Raw genomic sequence first — 15,075 nt, forward strand, 5'->3', positions numbered from 1 at the left:
TTTTTCAGCCGCTTAGCCGGAAACAAATCGTGCGCTGGAATGATAAGAGGCGATTGACTTTTTTATCGCCAGTGGCATGATGCGCGCACTCTCAATGCGCGTTCGGTCACAATTTCACTATGTCCGCTTACTCCCGCCCGGTGCTCTTATTGCTCTGCGGCCTTTTGCTGCTTACGGTATCCATTGCCGTTTTGAATACGTTAGTGCCGCTTTGGTTAACCCATGCTCAGCTGTCGACCTGGCAAGTGGGTATGGTCAGCTCCTCTTATTTCAGCGGCAATCTGTTGGGCACGTTGGTAGCGGGCAAACTGATCCAGCGCGTCGGCTTCACCCGCAGCTATCATCTCTCTTGTTTGCTGTTCGCCGCCGCGACCGCCGGCATGGTGCTGTCGATCGATTTCTGGAGCTGGCTGGGCTGGCGCTTCTTCGCCGGCGTCGGTTGCGCCTGGATCTGGGTGATCGTGGAGAGCGCGCTTTTGCGCAGCGGCAATTTGAGCAACCGTGGCCAGCTGCTGGCGGCCTATATGATTGTCTATTACCTCGGTACGGTGACCGGCCAATTACTGTTGAGCATGACCTCGACCGAATTGCTGCACGTGGTGCCGTGGGTGACCGCGATCGTGATCAGCGCCATGTTGCCGATGTTGTTCGCGCGGGTAAACCGCCATGAAGACGAGCCGCAGCAGGCGGCGGTATGGACAATGTTGAGACGCCGCAGCGCGCGCCTGGGCATCAACGGCTGCATCATCTCCGGCATTGTGCTCGGTTCGCTGTATGGCCTGATGCCGCTGTATCTCTCTCATCAGGGCATGAGCGACGCTAACGTCGGTTACTGGATGGCGCTGTTGGTCAGCTCCGGCATCGTCGGCCAATGGCCGGTCGGGCGCCTGGCCGATCGTTACGGGCGCTTGCTGGTGCTGCGGATTCAGGTGTTTGTGGTGATCCTCGCCAGCGTGGCGATGCTCGGCAACTACGCCATGGCGCCTTCACTGTTCATCCTCGGCTGCGCCGGCTTTACCCTGTATCCGGTGGCGATGTCCTGGGCCTGTGAGAAGGCAATGCCGCACGAACTGGTGGCGATGAACCAGGCGCTGCTGATGAGTTACACCATCGGCAGCTTGCTGGGCCCATCGATGACGGCGCTGCTGATGCAGAACTATTCCGACCGCGTGCTGTTCGTGATGATCGCCGCCGTGGCGCTGGTTTACCTGCTGATGCTGCTGAAAAAGCAGAAGCCGGATCGCCATCACACGCCGTTCGCCGCCGCCTGAGCATAAAAAACCGGCCATGAGCCGGTTTTTTCTTTGGCGCTGCGTCAGTCAGTAAATCACTTTGTGGCCGTAGCTTTCCAGGATGCCTTTGACGCGATCCATGGTCTCGGCCTTCGGCGGATGCACGCCGTCCAGTTTGTACTCTTCCCCCATCGCTATCCATTTGTGCTTGCCCAGCTCGTGGTAAGGCAGCAGCTCGATTTTCTCGATGTTGGTCATGTCCTTGGTGAACTCGCCCAGCAGGTGCGCCGATTTATCGTCGTCTGACCAGCCCGGCACCACCACGTAACGGATCCAGGTGCGCTGGTTGCGTTTCGCCAGATAGCGGGCGAATTCCAGCGTGCGGTGGTTGGAGACGCCGACCAGATTCTGGTGGATCTCGTCGTTCATCTGTTTCAGATCCAGCATCACCAGATCGGTGGTGTCCAGCAATTCGTCGATCACCGGATCGTAGCGGCGCACGAAGCCATTGGTGTCCAGGCAGGTGTTGATGCCTTCGGCATGGCAGGCGCGGAACCAGTCGCGCACGAATTCAGCCTGCAGGATCGCCTCGCCGCCGGACGCGGTCACGCCGCCGCCGGAAGCGTTCATGAAGTGGCGGTAGGCCACCGCGTCTTTCATCAGCTCTTCGACGGTCACTTCTTTGCCGCCGTGGGTGTCCCAGGTGTCGCGGTTATGGCAATAGAGGCAGCGCATCAGGCAGCCCTGGAAGAAGACGATAAAGCGGATCCCGGGCCCATCGACGGTGCCGCAGGATTCGAAGGAGTGGATGCGACCAGTTACTGACATTGCGGGGTTTTCTCCAATATGGACTGTCAAACGCAGTCTAAAAATAGGCGCGTGGCCGCCGGCCAGGTATCTGCGATGCAGCGGCGGGGGATCCGCCACCGGGGGTAATGATGCCTGTCGGCCGGTCAGTTGCCGGATAACTGTTTTGCCGGCTATCCATTTCAGTATAGATGTCCGGCAAAACAGACTCGCACAGAGTCAGGGGAGAGCGGTGGGAGAAAAGGGCCGGCAGAACCGGCCCTGACGTTGGCACCGGGCGGTTTCCCGCCCGGTCGGCGTTATTACATCGTTTGAGTGAAGGTACGAGTAATGACGTCCTGCTGTTGCTCTTTGGTCAGCGAGTTGAAGCGCACGGCGTAACCGGAGACGCGGATGGTCAGCTGAGGGTATTTCTCAGGATTTTCCATCGCGTCCAGCAGCATTTCGCGGTTCATTACGTTGACGTTCAGATGCTGGCCGCCTTCGATGGAGGCTTCATGGTGGAAGTAACCATCCATCAGGCCTGCCAGGTTGGCTTTACGCACGTCGTCGTCTTTACCCAGCGCGTTAGGCACGATGGAGAAGGTGTAGGAGATCCCGTCTTTCGCGTAGGCAAACGGCAGTTTGGCTACCGAGGTCAGGGAGGCGACTGCACCTTTCTGGTCACGGCCGTGCATCGGGTTGGCACCTGGGCCGAATGGTGCGCCTGCGCGGCGGCCATCCGGGGTGTTACCGGTTTTCTTACCGTACACCACGTTGGAGGTGATGGTCAGTACGGACTGAGTCGGTACCGCGTTGCGGTAGGTGCGCAGTTTCTGAATTTTCTTCATGAAACGTTCCACCAGGTCGCAGGCGATGTCATCGACGCGGGCGTCGTTGTTACCGAACTGCGGATACTCGCCTTCCACTTTGAAGTCGATAGCCAGGCCGTCTTCGTCGCGAATGGTGGTGACTTTCGCGTACTTGATGGCGGACAGGGAGTCGGCCGCAACGGACAGACCGGCGATGCCGCAAGCCATGGTGCGATAAACGTCACGGTCATGCAGCGCCATCAGCGCAGCTTCGTAGCTGTACTTGTCGTGCATGTAGTGAATGATGTTCAGCGCGGTCACGTACTGCTTGGCCAGCCAATCCATAAAGTGGTCCATGCGGGCCATGACTTTGTCATAGTCCAGCACTTCGTCCATCATCGGCGCTTCTTTCGGGCCGACCTGCATTTTCAGTTTCTCGTCAACGCCGCCGTTGATGGCGTACAGCATGGTTTTCGCCAGGTTGGCGCGGGCGCCGAAGAACTGCATTTGCTTACCGACGATCATCGGGCTGACGCAACAGGCGATGGCGTAGTCATCGTTGTTGAAGTCAGGACGCATCAGGTCGTCGTTTTCGTACTGTACGGAAGAGGTGTCGATGGACACTTTCGCCGCGAATTTCTTGAAGTTCAGCGGCAGCTTCTCAGACCACAGGATGGTCATGTTCGGCTCCGGAGACGGCCCCATGGTGTACAGGGTGTTCAGGAAGCGGAAGCTGTTTTTGGTGACCAGGGTACGGCCGTCGACGCCCATACCGGCCAGGGATTCGGTCGCCCAGATTGGGTCGCCGGAGAACAGTTCATCGTACTCAGGGGTACGCAGGAAGCGCACCATACGCAGTTTCATCACCAGGTGGTCGATCAGTTCCTGCGCTTGCTCTTCGGTCAGTTTGCCCGCCTTGATGTCGCGTTCGATGAACACGTCGAGGAAGGTGGACACGCGGCCGAAGGACATGGCGGCGCCGTTCTGGGATTTCACCGCGGCCAGGTAGCCGAAGTAGGTCCACTGCACCGCTTCTTGGGCGCTGGTGGCCGGGCCGGAGATGTCGTAACCGTATTTGGCGGCCATCTCTTTGATCTGAGCCAGAGCGCGATGCTGTTCAGCGATCTCTTCGCGCAGCTGGATGGTCATTTCCAGGTCTTCGCCGTTTTCCAGTTTTTCCTGCAGCGATTTGAACTGGTTCAGCTTGTCGGCCATCAGGAAGTCGATGCCGTACAGCGCCACGCGGCGGTAGTCGCCGATGATGCGGCCACGGCCGTAAGCGTCTGGCAGACCGGTCAGCACGCCGGATTTACGGCAGTTCAGGATGTCTTTGGTGTAAACGTCGAATACGCCCTGGTTGTGGGTTTTACGGTATTCGGTGAACACTTTTTTCAGCTGCGGATCCAGTTCGCGGCCGTACACTTTGCACGAACCTTCGACCATTTTGATGCCGCCGAACGGGATCAGCGCGCGTTTCAGAGGGGCGTCGGTCTGCAGACCCACGATGGTTTCCAGCTCTTTGGCGATGTAACCCGCGTCGTGAGAAACGATGGTTGAAGCAACGTTGGTGTCGAAATCAACCGGCGCATGAGTGCGGTTTTCCAGTTTGATCCCTTCCATAACCTTGTCCCACAAGGTGGTGGTGGCTTGAGTTGCGCCAGCCAGGAAGGATTCGTCACCTTCATAAGGCGTGTAGTTTTTCTGGATGAAGTCACGAACGTTGACTTCATTCTGCCAGTCACCCTTGCTGAAACCTTCCCAAGCGTTGGCTAATTTCTCGTTAAGTTCGGTCATTGTACACCTACCTTTGATTGTGGATTTCTAACTCTGCGCGCGGTAACTCACAGCTTAGTGCTGTTCGCGGCCCCCGCGCAGATAAATTACCCAGTAAGTCAACCCAACCAGCAGACCGCCGCCGATGATGTTACCAATGGTGACCGGAATCAGGTTGTCGATGATGAAATTGCTTACTGTCAGATGAGCGAATTGCTCAGGTACCGCCCCTACGGCTTGCCAGAATTCCGGCGTGGCGAAGTGTTTGACCACGATGCCCATAGGGATCATAAACATGTTGGCGATGCTGTGTTCGAAGCCGCTGGCGACAAACATACCGACCGGCAGCACCATGGCGAGCATCTTGTCGGTCAGGGTACGGCCAGAGTAGCTCATCCAGACCGCCAGGCAGACCATCAGGTTAGCCAGAATGCCGAGGCAGACGGCTTCGATAAAGGTGTGATGCAGCTTGTGGTCTGCGGTTTGCAGAACATTCAGGCCCCACTGGCCGTTGGCGACCATATACTCGCCGGAGAACCAGATCAGCGCCACGAAGAACAGCGCGCCGACCAGGTTGCCGAGATAAACGTTCAGCCAGTTGGCGCCCAGTTGGCCCCAGCTGATGCGGCCGCTGGCCTTGGCGATGACGATAAGCACGGTAGAGGTGAACAGGTCGGCGCCCGACACCACCACCAGCATTAACCCGAGAGAGAAACAGATGCCGCCGACCAGTTTAGCCAGCCCGAAAGGCACGCCGGCGGTGCCGGTGGTCGCCGTGATGTAGAAAACGAAGGCGATGGAAATGAAGACACCGGCGGTGATCGCCAAATAAAACGTTTTCAGCGGATGTTTGGTGGCTTTATACACGCCGGCATCTTCAGCGATTTTCGCCGTTGCCGCAGGTAAAATCAGATCGAATGGGCTGTCAGTTTTCAAACTAACTCTCGCTCTTAAGGGTTAAAACAACGCAATGAGATACTAGCAAAGCAGTATAGGGGAAAATTTGATTTGGATCATAAGGCGGGGAAGTAGAGCGCCAAAATGGCATGTTTTCTGTGTGGTTTTTATGGTTAATTTATTGAATTTAAACAAAAAACAATTTTTTAATGTTTGCAATTTTTTTTGAATCCACCCGATGTGCCGAGGGTGTCAAAGTTAAATTTTTAGGCGTTTTGTCGCCGTTCGTCGCTGAAAGTTTAATTATCGGTTAATTATTATTTCACCGTCCGGCAACAATCGCCGGTTTATTTATTCTTATGCTCGTTTAACCGCCTATTTTCCTGCGGGAAAATAAAACAGGATGCGTTGAAATAAACCGCAAAATGAAAACGCCGCAGCGGAGTGCGGCGTTTGACCGGGGAGGGTACCCCAAAAGTGGCGGTACCCCCAATGGCGATTAGGCCTTGGCCCAGTGACGGCGCTTGGCCGCCTGCAGCTTCTCGTAGGCCGCCAGCAGCGCCTGATGGGCCGGCAACGCCTTCAGATCGGCATCGACGGCGAACAGCCCGTTGAAGCGCTCTTCACCGCTGATGGCGGCCGAGGCCGCGTCCACAGCTTCCTGGCCGTACATTTTCACGAACGCGGTATAGTATTGCGCCGCTTCGCGCTCAGGCTCCTGCGCCAGCAGCAACAGCGTTTGCAGGCAACGGTAGTAGTTGCTGCGCGCCGGGCTCAGCACCGAGGCGTTGAAGTCCTGCGTCCATTCGGTCCAAATCAGCGCCTGATCCAGATCGCCGCCCGCCAGCGCCAGCATCGACTTCAGCTCGCCCACGCGCAGGGTATACCAGGCGTTGTCTTTGCCGCTGGCAATGCCCAGCAGTTCGCGTACGCGGGTGAAATCGTCCAGCCCTTCGTCGTCCAACTGCTCGATCAGCGCCAGGTATTCTTCCGGCTCCCACTCGCTGCCCGGCAACGCCAGCAGCGTATCGCGCAGGTGCGCGCCCATGCTGTTGTTGGCCAGCAGCAGGTCTTCCGCCGGGTAGATATCGGACATGCCCGGCACGATGATGCGGCAAGCGTAGACGCCCAGGTGTTCGTAGTCGGCGATGTACACTTCCGCGTCTTCTTTGTCGAAGATGCTCATCAGGGTGGTGAACTCTTCCTGCGTGCTGCCGCTGAAGTTCCAGTCAACGAACGGATAGTCCGCGTCCTGCTTGAACAGATCCCAAGAGATCAGACCGCTGGAGTCGATGAAGTGCGTTTCCAGGTTGGTGTGTTCCGCCACTTCTTCGTCATCGAAGGTCGGCGCGGTGAACACGTCGAGATCTTTCAGGCTGCGGCCCTGCAGCAGTTCGGTCACCGTGCGCTCCAGCGCCACGCCGAAGTCCGGGTGCGCGCCGAACGAGGCGAAGCAGGTGCCGTTGGTCGGGTTGAACAGCACCACGCAGATCACCGGGTAGTTGCCGCCCAGCGAGGCGTCGTAGGAGAGGATTGGGAAACCTTCCTCTTCCAGCTTGGCGATGGCTTCCACCACGCCCGGGTAGCGATTCAGCACCTCGTCCGGGATCGCCGGCAGGCTGATGGATTCGGCGATAATGCGGTTTTTCACATAGCGCTCGAACACTTCCGACAGGCCCTGCACGCGCGCTTCGTTGGCGGTGTTGCCGGCGGACATGCCGTTGGAAACATACAGGTTGCCGATGATGTTCATCGGAATGTACACCGTTTGCTGATCGGACTGACGGGTGAACGGCAGCGCGCAGATGCCGCGATCGGCATTGCCGGACTGCAGATCGACAAGATCGCTGGCGCTCAGCTCTTGTTGCGGATCGTAGAAGGCGTGCAGACGCTCGTCGAGGATGCCGGCCGGCAGCGCATCGTCCGCCGGGATCGGGAACCATTTCTCATTCGGGTAGTGCACGAAGTCGCCTTCGGCGATCTGCTTGCCCAGATAGAAATCGGCGAAGAAGTAGTTGGTGGACAGGCGCTCGAAATATTCACCCAGCGCAGAGGCCAACGCGGCTTTTTTGCTGGCGCCTTTGCCGTTGGTGAAGCACAGCGGGCAATCGCGATCGCGAATGTGCACCGACCATACGTGCGGCACCGGGTTCAGCCAGGAGGCTTCTTCGATGTTGAAACCGAGATCGCTCAGTTTCTGCTGGAAACGGGCGATGGAATCTTCCAGGGCGGCGTCTTTACCGGGGATAAAAGTTTGCGTCATTGTCTTCACTTTTTGCGCGTACTAAAAACGCGCAATGATACGGGGTTTTACGCTGGAGCTCCACGTATTCCTAAAGCGGCGGCAAAGTCACAGTTTTTTTAAGGATAAAGGCCATAATTCAGCGAGTTATCTGTCACGGAGAAATCTAATGAAATCAGTGAAACTCAGCGTGTTAACCCTTTTGTTGACCGGCGTCAGCGCCTCGGCGCTGGCGCTGCCCAACATCACCCTGCTGGCGACCGGCGGCACCATCGCCGGCGGCGGCGATTCGGCGACGAAATCCAACTATACCGCGGGCAAACTGGGCGTCGAGGCGCTGGTCGATGCGGTGCCGGCGCTGAAGAACATCGCCAACGTGCAGGGGGAGCAGGTGGTTAACATCGGCTCGCAGGACATGAACGATCAGGTCTGGCTGACGTTGGCGAAGAAAATTGACGCCGACTGCGGCAAAACCGACGGCTTCGTCATCACCCACGGCACCGATACGCTGGAAGAGACGGCCTATTTCCTCGATCTGACGGTGAAGTGCGACAAGCCGGTAGTGCTGGTCGGGGCGATGCGGCCGGCGACGGCGATGAGCGCCGACGGCCCGTTCAATCTGTATAACGCGGTGGTGACGGCGGCGGATCCGCAATCGGCCAACCGCGGGGTGCTGGTGGCGATGAACGACAGCGTGCTGGACGCACGAGATGTCACTAAAACCAGCACCACCGCCGTGCAAACCTTCCAGTCGCCGAACTTCGGCCCGCTGGGATACATCCACAACGGCAAGATCGATTATCAGCGTTCGCCGCAGCGCAAGCACACCCGGGAGACGCCGTTCGACGTCAGCAAGCTGAACGAACTGCCAAAGGTCGGCATCATTTACAACTACGCCAACGCCTCCGATGCGCCGGCCAAGGCGCTAATCGCCGAAGGGTACCAGGGCATCGTCAGCGCCGGGGTCGGCAACGGCAACCTGTATAAAACCGTGTTCGACACCCTGGCGACGGCGGCGCACAACGGCGTGGCGGTGGTGCGTTCTTCGCGCGTGCCGACCGGCGCGACCACCGAGGATGCGGAAGTGGACGACGCCAAATACGGCTTCGTGGCCGCCGGCACGCTGAATCCGCAAAAGGCGCGCATTCTGCTGCAGCTGGCGCTGACGCAAACCAAAGACGCGAAGCAGATCCAGCAAATGTTCAATCAGTACTGATCGTTTTCTCTCCTGCGGGGGCCGTCCGGGCTCCCGCAGCCATCTCGGCTGAATACAGCATAAAACACCGCGTTAACCCGCTGAATTTCCCCATGTCGCAGGGTTTTATCGTCCAAAAAAACGCGCCGGCCGCAGAGCCTGTCATCACCCGGTGCGCCTGTTTGCCGCCGGCGGGCGAATAAGCGTTGCAGCCATGGGGCGTGAGTGATAAAACCGAAGGGTTGGTTAACGCGAGCGTTAACTTCGGGCGTCTTTTCGACAGGTCGCTTTTCTGCGGCGAACAGTGAATGTGGTGAGGGGAAATGACTCAGGTTTATAATTTTAGCTCTGGCCCGGCGATGCTGCCGGTGGAAGTGTTGCGTCGTGCGGAACAGGAACTGTGCAACTGGCACGGCCTGGGAACGTCAGTGATGGAGATCAGTCACCGCAGCAAAGAATTCATCGCCGTTGCCGAGCAGGCGGAACAGGATCTGCGCGATCTGCTGAAAGTCCCCTCCAACTATAAAGTGCTGTTTTGCCACGGCGGCGCCCGCGCGCAATTCGCCGCGCTGCCGCTGAACCTGCTGGGCGACAAGGCCACCGCCGACTACATCGACGGCGGCTATTGGGCGCACAGCGCCATCAAGGAAGCGGAAAAGTATTGCACCCCGAACGTCATCGACGTGAAAACCCGCATCGACGGCCTGAGCGGCATCAAGCCGATGAAAGAGTGGCAGCTGAGCAACGACGCGGCTTACGTGCATTATTGCCCAAATGAAACCATCGACGGCGTAGCCATCGATGAAACGCCGGACTTCGGCGACAAAGTGGTGATCGGCGATTACTCCTCGACCATTCTGTCCCGCCCGCTCGACGTCAGCCGCTTCGGCGTGATTTACGCCGGCGCGCAGAAAAATATCGGCCCGGCCGGCCTGACGCTGGTGATCGTGCGCGACGATCTGTTGGGCAAGGCGCGCAAAGAAGTGCCGTCTATCCTCGATTACACCGTGTTGGCCGAGAACGACTCGATGTTCAACACCCCGCCAACCTTCGCCTGGTACTTGTCCGGGCTGGTGTTCAAATGGCTGAAAGAGCAGGGCGGCCTGGTGGAGATGCAAAAACGCAATCAGGCCAAGGCCGAGCTGCTGTACGCGACCATCGATAAATCCGACTTCTACCGCAGCCAGGTTGCCATCGCCAACCGCTCGTGGATGAACGTGCCGTTCCAGCTGGCCGATGCGGCGCTGGACAAGGTGTTCCTCAGCGAAGCCGAGGCTATCGGCCTGCAGGCGCTGAAAGGCCACCGGGTAGTTGGCGGCATGCGCGCTTCTATTTACAATGCCATGCCGCTGGCCGGCGTGCAGGCGCTGACCGACTTTATGATCGATTTCGAACGTCGTCACGGTTGATCCCGTCAGCTCGCCGGGCGCGGGCTGACCAGGCTGTTGTCCTTTTGCATTAAAGCGGCTCCGGCATTATTCCGGAGCCGTTTCGTTTATCAGAATTGGAGAGTTTTGTTCACATGGTGGATTCCCTGACGTTACAACCGGTCGCCCTGGTCAATGGCACCGTCAACTTACCCGGCTCCAAGAGCGTTTCCAACCGTGCTCTGCTGCTGGCGGCGCTGGCGGAGGGAACGACCCGGCTGACCAACCTGCTGGACAGCGACGACGTGCGTCATATGCTGAATGCGCTGCAGGCGTTGGGCGTGAACTACCGGCTTTCCGCCGACCGCACCGTGTGTGAAGTGACCGGCGTGGCCGGGCCGCTGGTGGCCGACCAGCCGCTGGAACTGTTCCTCGGCAACGCCGGCACCGCGATGCGCCCACTGGCGGCGGCGCTGTGCCTCGGCGAAGGCGACGTGGTGCTGACCGGGGAACCGCGCATGAAAGAACGCCCGATCGGCCATTTGGTGGACGCGTTGCGCCAGGGCGGGGCGCAGATTGATTACCTCGAGCAGACCGATTACCCGCCGATTCGCCTGCGCGGCGGCTTCCAGGGCGGCGACGTTACCGTTGACGGCAGCGTCTCCAGCCAGTTCCTGACCGCGTTGCTGATGACTGCGCCGCTGGCGCCGCAGGATACGCAGATCCACATCAAGGGCGAGCTGGTTTCCAAGCCCTACATCGACATCACGCTGCACCTGATGCGTACCTTCGGCGTATCGGTGAGCCACGACAATTATCGGGTGTTCCATATCCAGGGGCGCCAGACGTATATCGCGCCGGGCGACTATCTGGTTGAAGGTGACGCTTCTTCCGCGTCCTACTTCCTGGCGGCGGCGGCGATCAAGGGCGGCACCGTGCGCGTGACCGGCATCGGCCGCAAAAGCGTGCAGGGCGACACCAAATTCGCCGATGTGCTGGAGAAGATGGGGGCGCGCATCACCTGGGGCGACGATTTCATCGAGTGCAGCCGCGGTGAACTGCGCGGCATCGATATGGACATGAACCACATTCCGGATGCGGCGATGACCATCGCCACCGCGGCGCTGTTCGCCGAGGGGCCGACCACCATCCGCAATATCTACAACTGGCGGGTGAAGGAGACTGACCGTCTGGCGGCGATGGCCACCGAGCTGCGTAAAGTGGGGGCGGAAGTTGACGAGGGCGAAGACTACATTCACGTCGTGCCGCCGGCCAAACTGCAGTTCGCCGAGATCGGCACCTACAACGATCACCGCATGGCGATGTGCTTCTCGCTGGTGGCGTTGTCGGATACCCCGGTGACGATCCTCGATCCGAAGTGCACCGCGAAAACCTTCCCGGACTATTTCGAACAGCTGGCGCGCATCAGCCGGCCGGCGTAACGGTCAGATCATTTCTTTTAAGGCCCCTTTGCGGGCCTTTATCGTTTTTAACCCCCGGCGACCGGCGTTTCTTCTATACTTTTTCGCGGTTGTGCGCTTATTTTCAACAACCGGACAGTTCCAGGGTAACAGATCGCCGTAGGGCAGCGTATAATACGCCACCGTATTTGCCCCTGATTGGGCAGGTGACAGAGCGCCCGGGCTTCGAGTCGAAGCGCGCCGTGTCTCTGTGAGGTTTTCTACCTGAAGGAGAGAGAAATGACGGCTACAGCCCCGGTGATAACCGTTGATGGACCAAGTGGCGCAGGCAAAGGCACGCTGTGTAAAGCGTTGGCCGAGTCCCTTGGTTGGCGTTTGCTGGATTCCGGCGCGATCTATCGCGTGCTGGCGCTGGCGGCGTTGCATCATCAGGTGGATATCACTTCTGAGGAAGCGCTGGTTCCGCTGGCCGCACATCTCGATGTTCGCTTCGTTGCCCAGGACGGCAAGCTGCAAGTGATTTTGGAAGGTGAGGACGTCAGCAATGAGATCCGCACCGAAACCGTCGGCAACACCGCGTCGCAAGCGGCGGCGTTTCCGCGTGTGCGCGAGGCGCTGCTGCGCCGCCAGCGCGCGTTTCGCGAGGCGCCCGGCCTGATTGCCGATGGCCGCGACATGGGCACGGTGGTGTTCCCGGACGCGCCGGTCAAGATTTTCCTCGACGCCAGCTCGGAGGAGCGCGCGCACCGCCGCATGCTGCAGTTGCAGGAGAAGGGCTTTAATGTTAACTTTGAACGTCTTTTAGCCGAGATAAAGGAACGGGACGACCGTGACCGTAATCGGCCTATCGCGCCTCTGGTGCCCGCTTCTGACGCCCTCGTGCTGGATTCTACCAGCATGTCGATCGAAGAAGTGATCCGGCAGGCGTTGACGTATGCACAGAAAGTGTTGGCGTTGCCGCAGCAATAAGCGCGGCGGCGCTATTGGCTTTTTGTCATATTTGTCATAGCGGTATCGCAATATATCGGGTAAAATTTTACCCCTGTAACCTTAAACCCTGTCGGCATGGAGCCAATGGCGGGGTATGTGAAACAACCCCATTCGGCGGGACGCTAAATGGACGTTAAACTAAAGAACCCTGAAGATTAACAACATGACTGAATCTTTCGCTCAACTCTTTGAAGAATCCTTAAAAGAAATCGAAACCCGCCCGGGTTCCATCGTTCGTGGCGTCGTTGTTGCTATCGACAAAGATATCGTACTGGTTGACGCCGGTCTGAAATCTGAGTCTGCCATCCCGGCTGAGCAATTCAAAAACGCCCAGGGCGAGCTGGAAATCCAGGTTGGTGACGAAGTTGACGTTGCTCTGGATGCTGTTGAAGACGGCTTCGGTGAAACCCTGCTGTCCCGTGAGAAAGCTAAGCGTCACGAAGCTTGGATCACGCTGGAAAAAGCCTACGAAGAAGCTGAGACTGTAACCGGTGTTATCAACGGCAAAGTGAAGGGTGGCTTCACCGTCGAGCTGAACGGCATCCGCGCGTTCCTGCCAGGTTCCCTGGTTGACGTGCGTCCGGTACGTGACACTCTGCACCTGGAAGGCAAAGAGCTTGAGTTCAAAGTCATCAAGCTGGATCAGAAGCGCAACAACGTTGTCGTTTCTCGCCGTGCGGTTATCGAATCCGAGAACAGCGCTGAGCGCGATCAACTGCTGGAAAACCTGCAGGAAGGCATGGAAGTTAAAGGTATCGTTAAGAACCTCACTGACTACGGTGCATTCGTTGATCTGGGCGGCGTAGACGGCCTGCTGCACATCACTGACATGGCTTGGAAACGCGTTAAGCATCCAAGCGAAATCGTCAACGTTGGCGATGAAATCACTGTTAAAGTGCTGAAGTTCGACCGCGAGCGTACTCGTGTATCCCTGGGCCTGAAACAGCTGGGCGAAGATCCATGGGTTGCTATCGCGAAACGTTACCCAGAAGGCACCAAGCTGACTGGCCGTGTAACCAACCTGACTGATTACGGCTGCTTCGTAGAAATCGAAGAAGGCGTTGAAGGTCTGGTACACGTTTCTGAAATGGATTGGACCAACAAAAACATCCATCCGTCTAAAGTTGTTAACGTGGGCGACGTAGTGGAAGTGATGGTTCTGGACATCGATGAAGAACGTCGTCGTATCTCCCTGGGCCTGAAGCAGTGCAAATCCAACCCATGGCAGCAGTTCGCAGAGACCCACAACAAGGGCGACCGCGTTGAAGGTAAAATCAAGTCTATCACTGACTTCGGTATCTTCATCGGCCTGGACGGCGGCATCGACGGCCTGGTTCACCTGTCTGACATCTCCTGGAACGTTGCAGGCGAAGAAGCAGTACGTGAATACAAGAAAGGCGACGAAATCGCTGCGGTTGTTCTGCAAGTTGACGCAGAGCGCGAGCGTATCTCCCTGGGCGTGAAGCAACTGGCTGAAGACCCGTTCAATAACTACCTGTCTATGAACAAGAAAGGTGCTATTGTTACTGGTAAAGTCACTGCAGTTGACGCCAAAGGTGCTACAGTTGAATTGGCAGGCGGTGTAGAAGGTTACCTGCGTGCATCTGAAGCCTCTCGCGACCGCATTGAAGATGCAACTCTGGTTCTGAACGTAGGTGACGAAGTTGAAGCTAAATTCACCGGCGTTGACCGTAAGAACCGCGTTGTAAGCCTGTCCGTACGTGCTAAGGACGAAGCTGACGAGAAAGACGCCATCGCAACTGTTAACAACAAACAGGAAGAAGGCAACTTCTCTAACGCAATGGCTGAAGCTTTCAAAGCGGCTAAAGGCGAGTAATGACGGGGGGCGGTCTCTGACCGCCCCGATACGGTAGTTTAGCTGCAAAGCTTGGAGGTACTATGACCAAGTCTGAACTTATTGAAAGACTTGCTGGCCAGCAATCTCATATTCCGGCGAAGGCCGTTGAGGATGCAGTGAAAGAGATGCTTGAGCACATGGCCGCTACGCTGGCCGAGGGCGAACGCATTGAGATCCGCGGATTCGGCAGTTTTTCTCTTCACTACCGTGCCCCGCGTGTAGGTCGCAACCCGAAAACCGGTGACAAAGTTGAGCTGGACGGCAAGTACGTTCCTCACTTCAAACCAGGCAAAGAGTTGCGTGACCGCGCCAATATCTATGGCTAGTCGCTGACTGCTCATAGCGTTGTTGCTTGAAAAGAATATAAAACGGTGCCTGTAAGGCGCCGTTTTTTTTCGCCTGCAATTCTCCGCGACACGCTCGCGAGTTGCGTACTGCGCCGCATTGACGATGTGGCTCCTGCAAAGATCTCTCTTATCCTGCCATGTTCAGCGCATCTTCG

The 15,075-nt window shown here is 57.7% G+C and carries 11 protein-coding genes; 7 read left to right on the forward strand and 4 right to left on the reverse strand.

What is annotated here, in order from left to right; translation table 11 throughout:
* The first annotated feature begins 119 nt into the window (after nucleotides 1–119).
* Nucleotides 120–1,271: an MFS transporter gene (locus ITX55_RS14290; RefSeq protein WP_033642558.1), complete on the forward strand. Its 1,152-nt coding sequence runs from the start codon at nucleotides 120–122 to the stop codon at nucleotides 1,269–1,271.
* 48 nt (nucleotides 1,272–1,319) lie between these two features.
* Here ITX55_RS14290 and pflA read toward each other — a convergent pair whose 3' ends face one another.
* The 4 genes from pflA to ycaO all read right to left on the reverse strand — a co-directional run bounded on the left by pflA (nucleotide 1,320) and on the right by ycaO (nucleotide 7,763).
* Nucleotides 1,320–2,060, reverse strand: a complete 741-nt coding sequence (pflA, locus tag ITX55_RS14295; RefSeq protein ID WP_031299859.1) for a pyruvate formate lyase 1-activating protein — start codon at nucleotides 2,058–2,060, stop codon at nucleotides 1,320–1,322.
* 281 nt (nucleotides 2,061–2,341) lie between these two features.
* A complete protein-coding gene (pflB, locus tag ITX55_RS14300) occupies nucleotides 2,342–4,624 on the reverse strand; it encodes a formate C-acetyltransferase (RefSeq protein ID WP_004928286.1) in 2,283 nt (760 codons plus the stop codon).
* Nucleotides 4,625–4,678: 54 nt separating this feature from the next.
* Nucleotides 4,679–5,539 (reverse strand): formate transporter FocA, encoded by an 861-nt coding sequence (gene focA, locus ITX55_RS14305; RefSeq protein WP_019454548.1) that lies wholly within the window; start codon nucleotides 5,537–5,539, stop codon nucleotides 4,679–4,681.
* A gap of 460 nt (nucleotides 5,540–5,999) precedes the next feature.
* Nucleotides 6,000–7,763 (reverse strand): 30S ribosomal protein S12 methylthiotransferase accessory factor YcaO, encoded by a 1,764-nt coding sequence (gene ycaO, locus ITX55_RS14310; protein WP_072627952.1) that lies wholly within the window; start codon nucleotides 7,761–7,763, stop codon nucleotides 6,000–6,002.
* 148 nt (nucleotides 7,764–7,911) lie between these two features.
* On the opposite strand from ycaO, the gene ansB reads away from it, so the two are divergent.
* The 6 genes from ansB to ihfB all read left to right on the forward strand — a co-directional run bounded on the left by ansB (nucleotide 7,912) and on the right by ihfB (nucleotide 14,899).
* Complete coding sequence (gene ansB / locus ITX55_RS14315; RefSeq protein WP_033650671.1) at nucleotides 7,912–8,958, forward strand: L-asparaginase 2; 1,047 nt, start codon at nucleotides 7,912–7,914, stop codon at nucleotides 8,956–8,958.
* Between the two features lie 302 nt (nucleotides 8,959–9,260).
* The gene (gene serC, locus ITX55_RS14320; protein WP_108680395.1) at nucleotides 9,261–10,346 is read left to right on the forward strand and encodes a 3-phosphoserine/phosphohydroxythreonine transaminase; all 1,086 of its coding nucleotides are present in this window, start codon (nucleotides 9,261–9,263) and stop codon (nucleotides 10,344–10,346) included.
* A gap of 113 nt (nucleotides 10,347–10,459) precedes the next feature.
* On the forward strand, nucleotides 10,460–11,746 hold the full coding sequence (gene aroA, locus ITX55_RS14325; protein WP_033650672.1) for a 3-phosphoshikimate 1-carboxyvinyltransferase: 1,287 nt from the start codon (nucleotides 10,460–10,462) through the stop codon (nucleotides 11,744–11,746).
* Between the two features lie 258 nt (nucleotides 11,747–12,004).
* Nucleotides 12,005–12,694, forward strand: a complete 690-nt coding sequence (cmk, locus tag ITX55_RS14330; protein WP_004928270.1) for a (d)CMP kinase — start codon at nucleotides 12,005–12,007, stop codon at nucleotides 12,692–12,694.
* Nucleotides 12,695–12,878: 184 nt separating this feature from the next.
* A complete protein-coding gene (gene rpsA / locus ITX55_RS14335) occupies nucleotides 12,879–14,552 on the forward strand; it encodes a 30S ribosomal protein S1 (protein WP_004928267.1) in 1,674 nt (557 codons plus the stop codon).
* Nucleotides 14,553–14,614: 62 nt separating this feature from the next.
* The gene (gene ihfB / locus ITX55_RS14340; protein WP_004928264.1) at nucleotides 14,615–14,899 is read left to right on the forward strand and encodes an integration host factor subunit beta; all 285 of its coding nucleotides are present in this window, start codon (nucleotides 14,615–14,617) and stop codon (nucleotides 14,897–14,899) included.
* The last annotated feature ends 176 nt before the right edge of the window (nucleotides 14,900–15,075 follow it).

The organism is Serratia sp. EWG9 (genome assembly GCF_019913725.1).
Taxonomy (GTDB): Bacteria; Pseudomonadota; Gammaproteobacteria; order Enterobacterales; family Enterobacteriaceae; genus Serratia; species Serratia ureilytica.

Coding starts and splice junctions, on each gene's coding strand:
- ITX55_RS14290 (WP_033642558.1), top strand. CDS start 120: ATGTCCGCTTACTCCCGCCCGGTGCTCTTATTGCTCTGCGGCCTTTTG.
- pflA (WP_031299859.1), bottom strand. CDS start 2,060: ATGTCAGTAACTGGTCGCATCCACTCCTTCGAATCCTGCGGCACCGTC.
- pflB (WP_004928286.1), bottom strand. CDS start 4,624: ATGACCGAACTTAACGAGAAATTAGCCAACGCTTGGGAAGGTTTCAGC.
- ycaO (WP_072627952.1), bottom strand. CDS start 7,763: ATGACGCAAACTTTTATCCCCGGTAAAGACGCCGCCCTGGAAGATTCC.
- ansB (WP_033650671.1), top strand. CDS start 7,912: ATGAAATCAGTGAAACTCAGCGTGTTAACCCTTTTGTTGACCGGCGTC.
- serC (WP_108680395.1), top strand. CDS start 9,261: ATGACTCAGGTTTATAATTTTAGCTCTGGCCCGGCGATGCTGCCGGTG.
- aroA (WP_033650672.1), top strand. CDS start 10,460: ATGGTGGATTCCCTGACGTTACAACCGGTCGCCCTGGTCAATGGCACC.
- cmk (WP_004928270.1), top strand. CDS start 12,005: ATGACGGCTACAGCCCCGGTGATAACCGTTGATGGACCAAGTGGCGCA.
- rpsA (WP_004928267.1), top strand. CDS start 12,879: ATGACTGAATCTTTCGCTCAACTCTTTGAAGAATCCTTAAAAGAAATC.
- ihfB (WP_004928264.1), top strand. CDS start 14,615: ATGACCAAGTCTGAACTTATTGAAAGACTTGCTGGCCAGCAATCTCAT.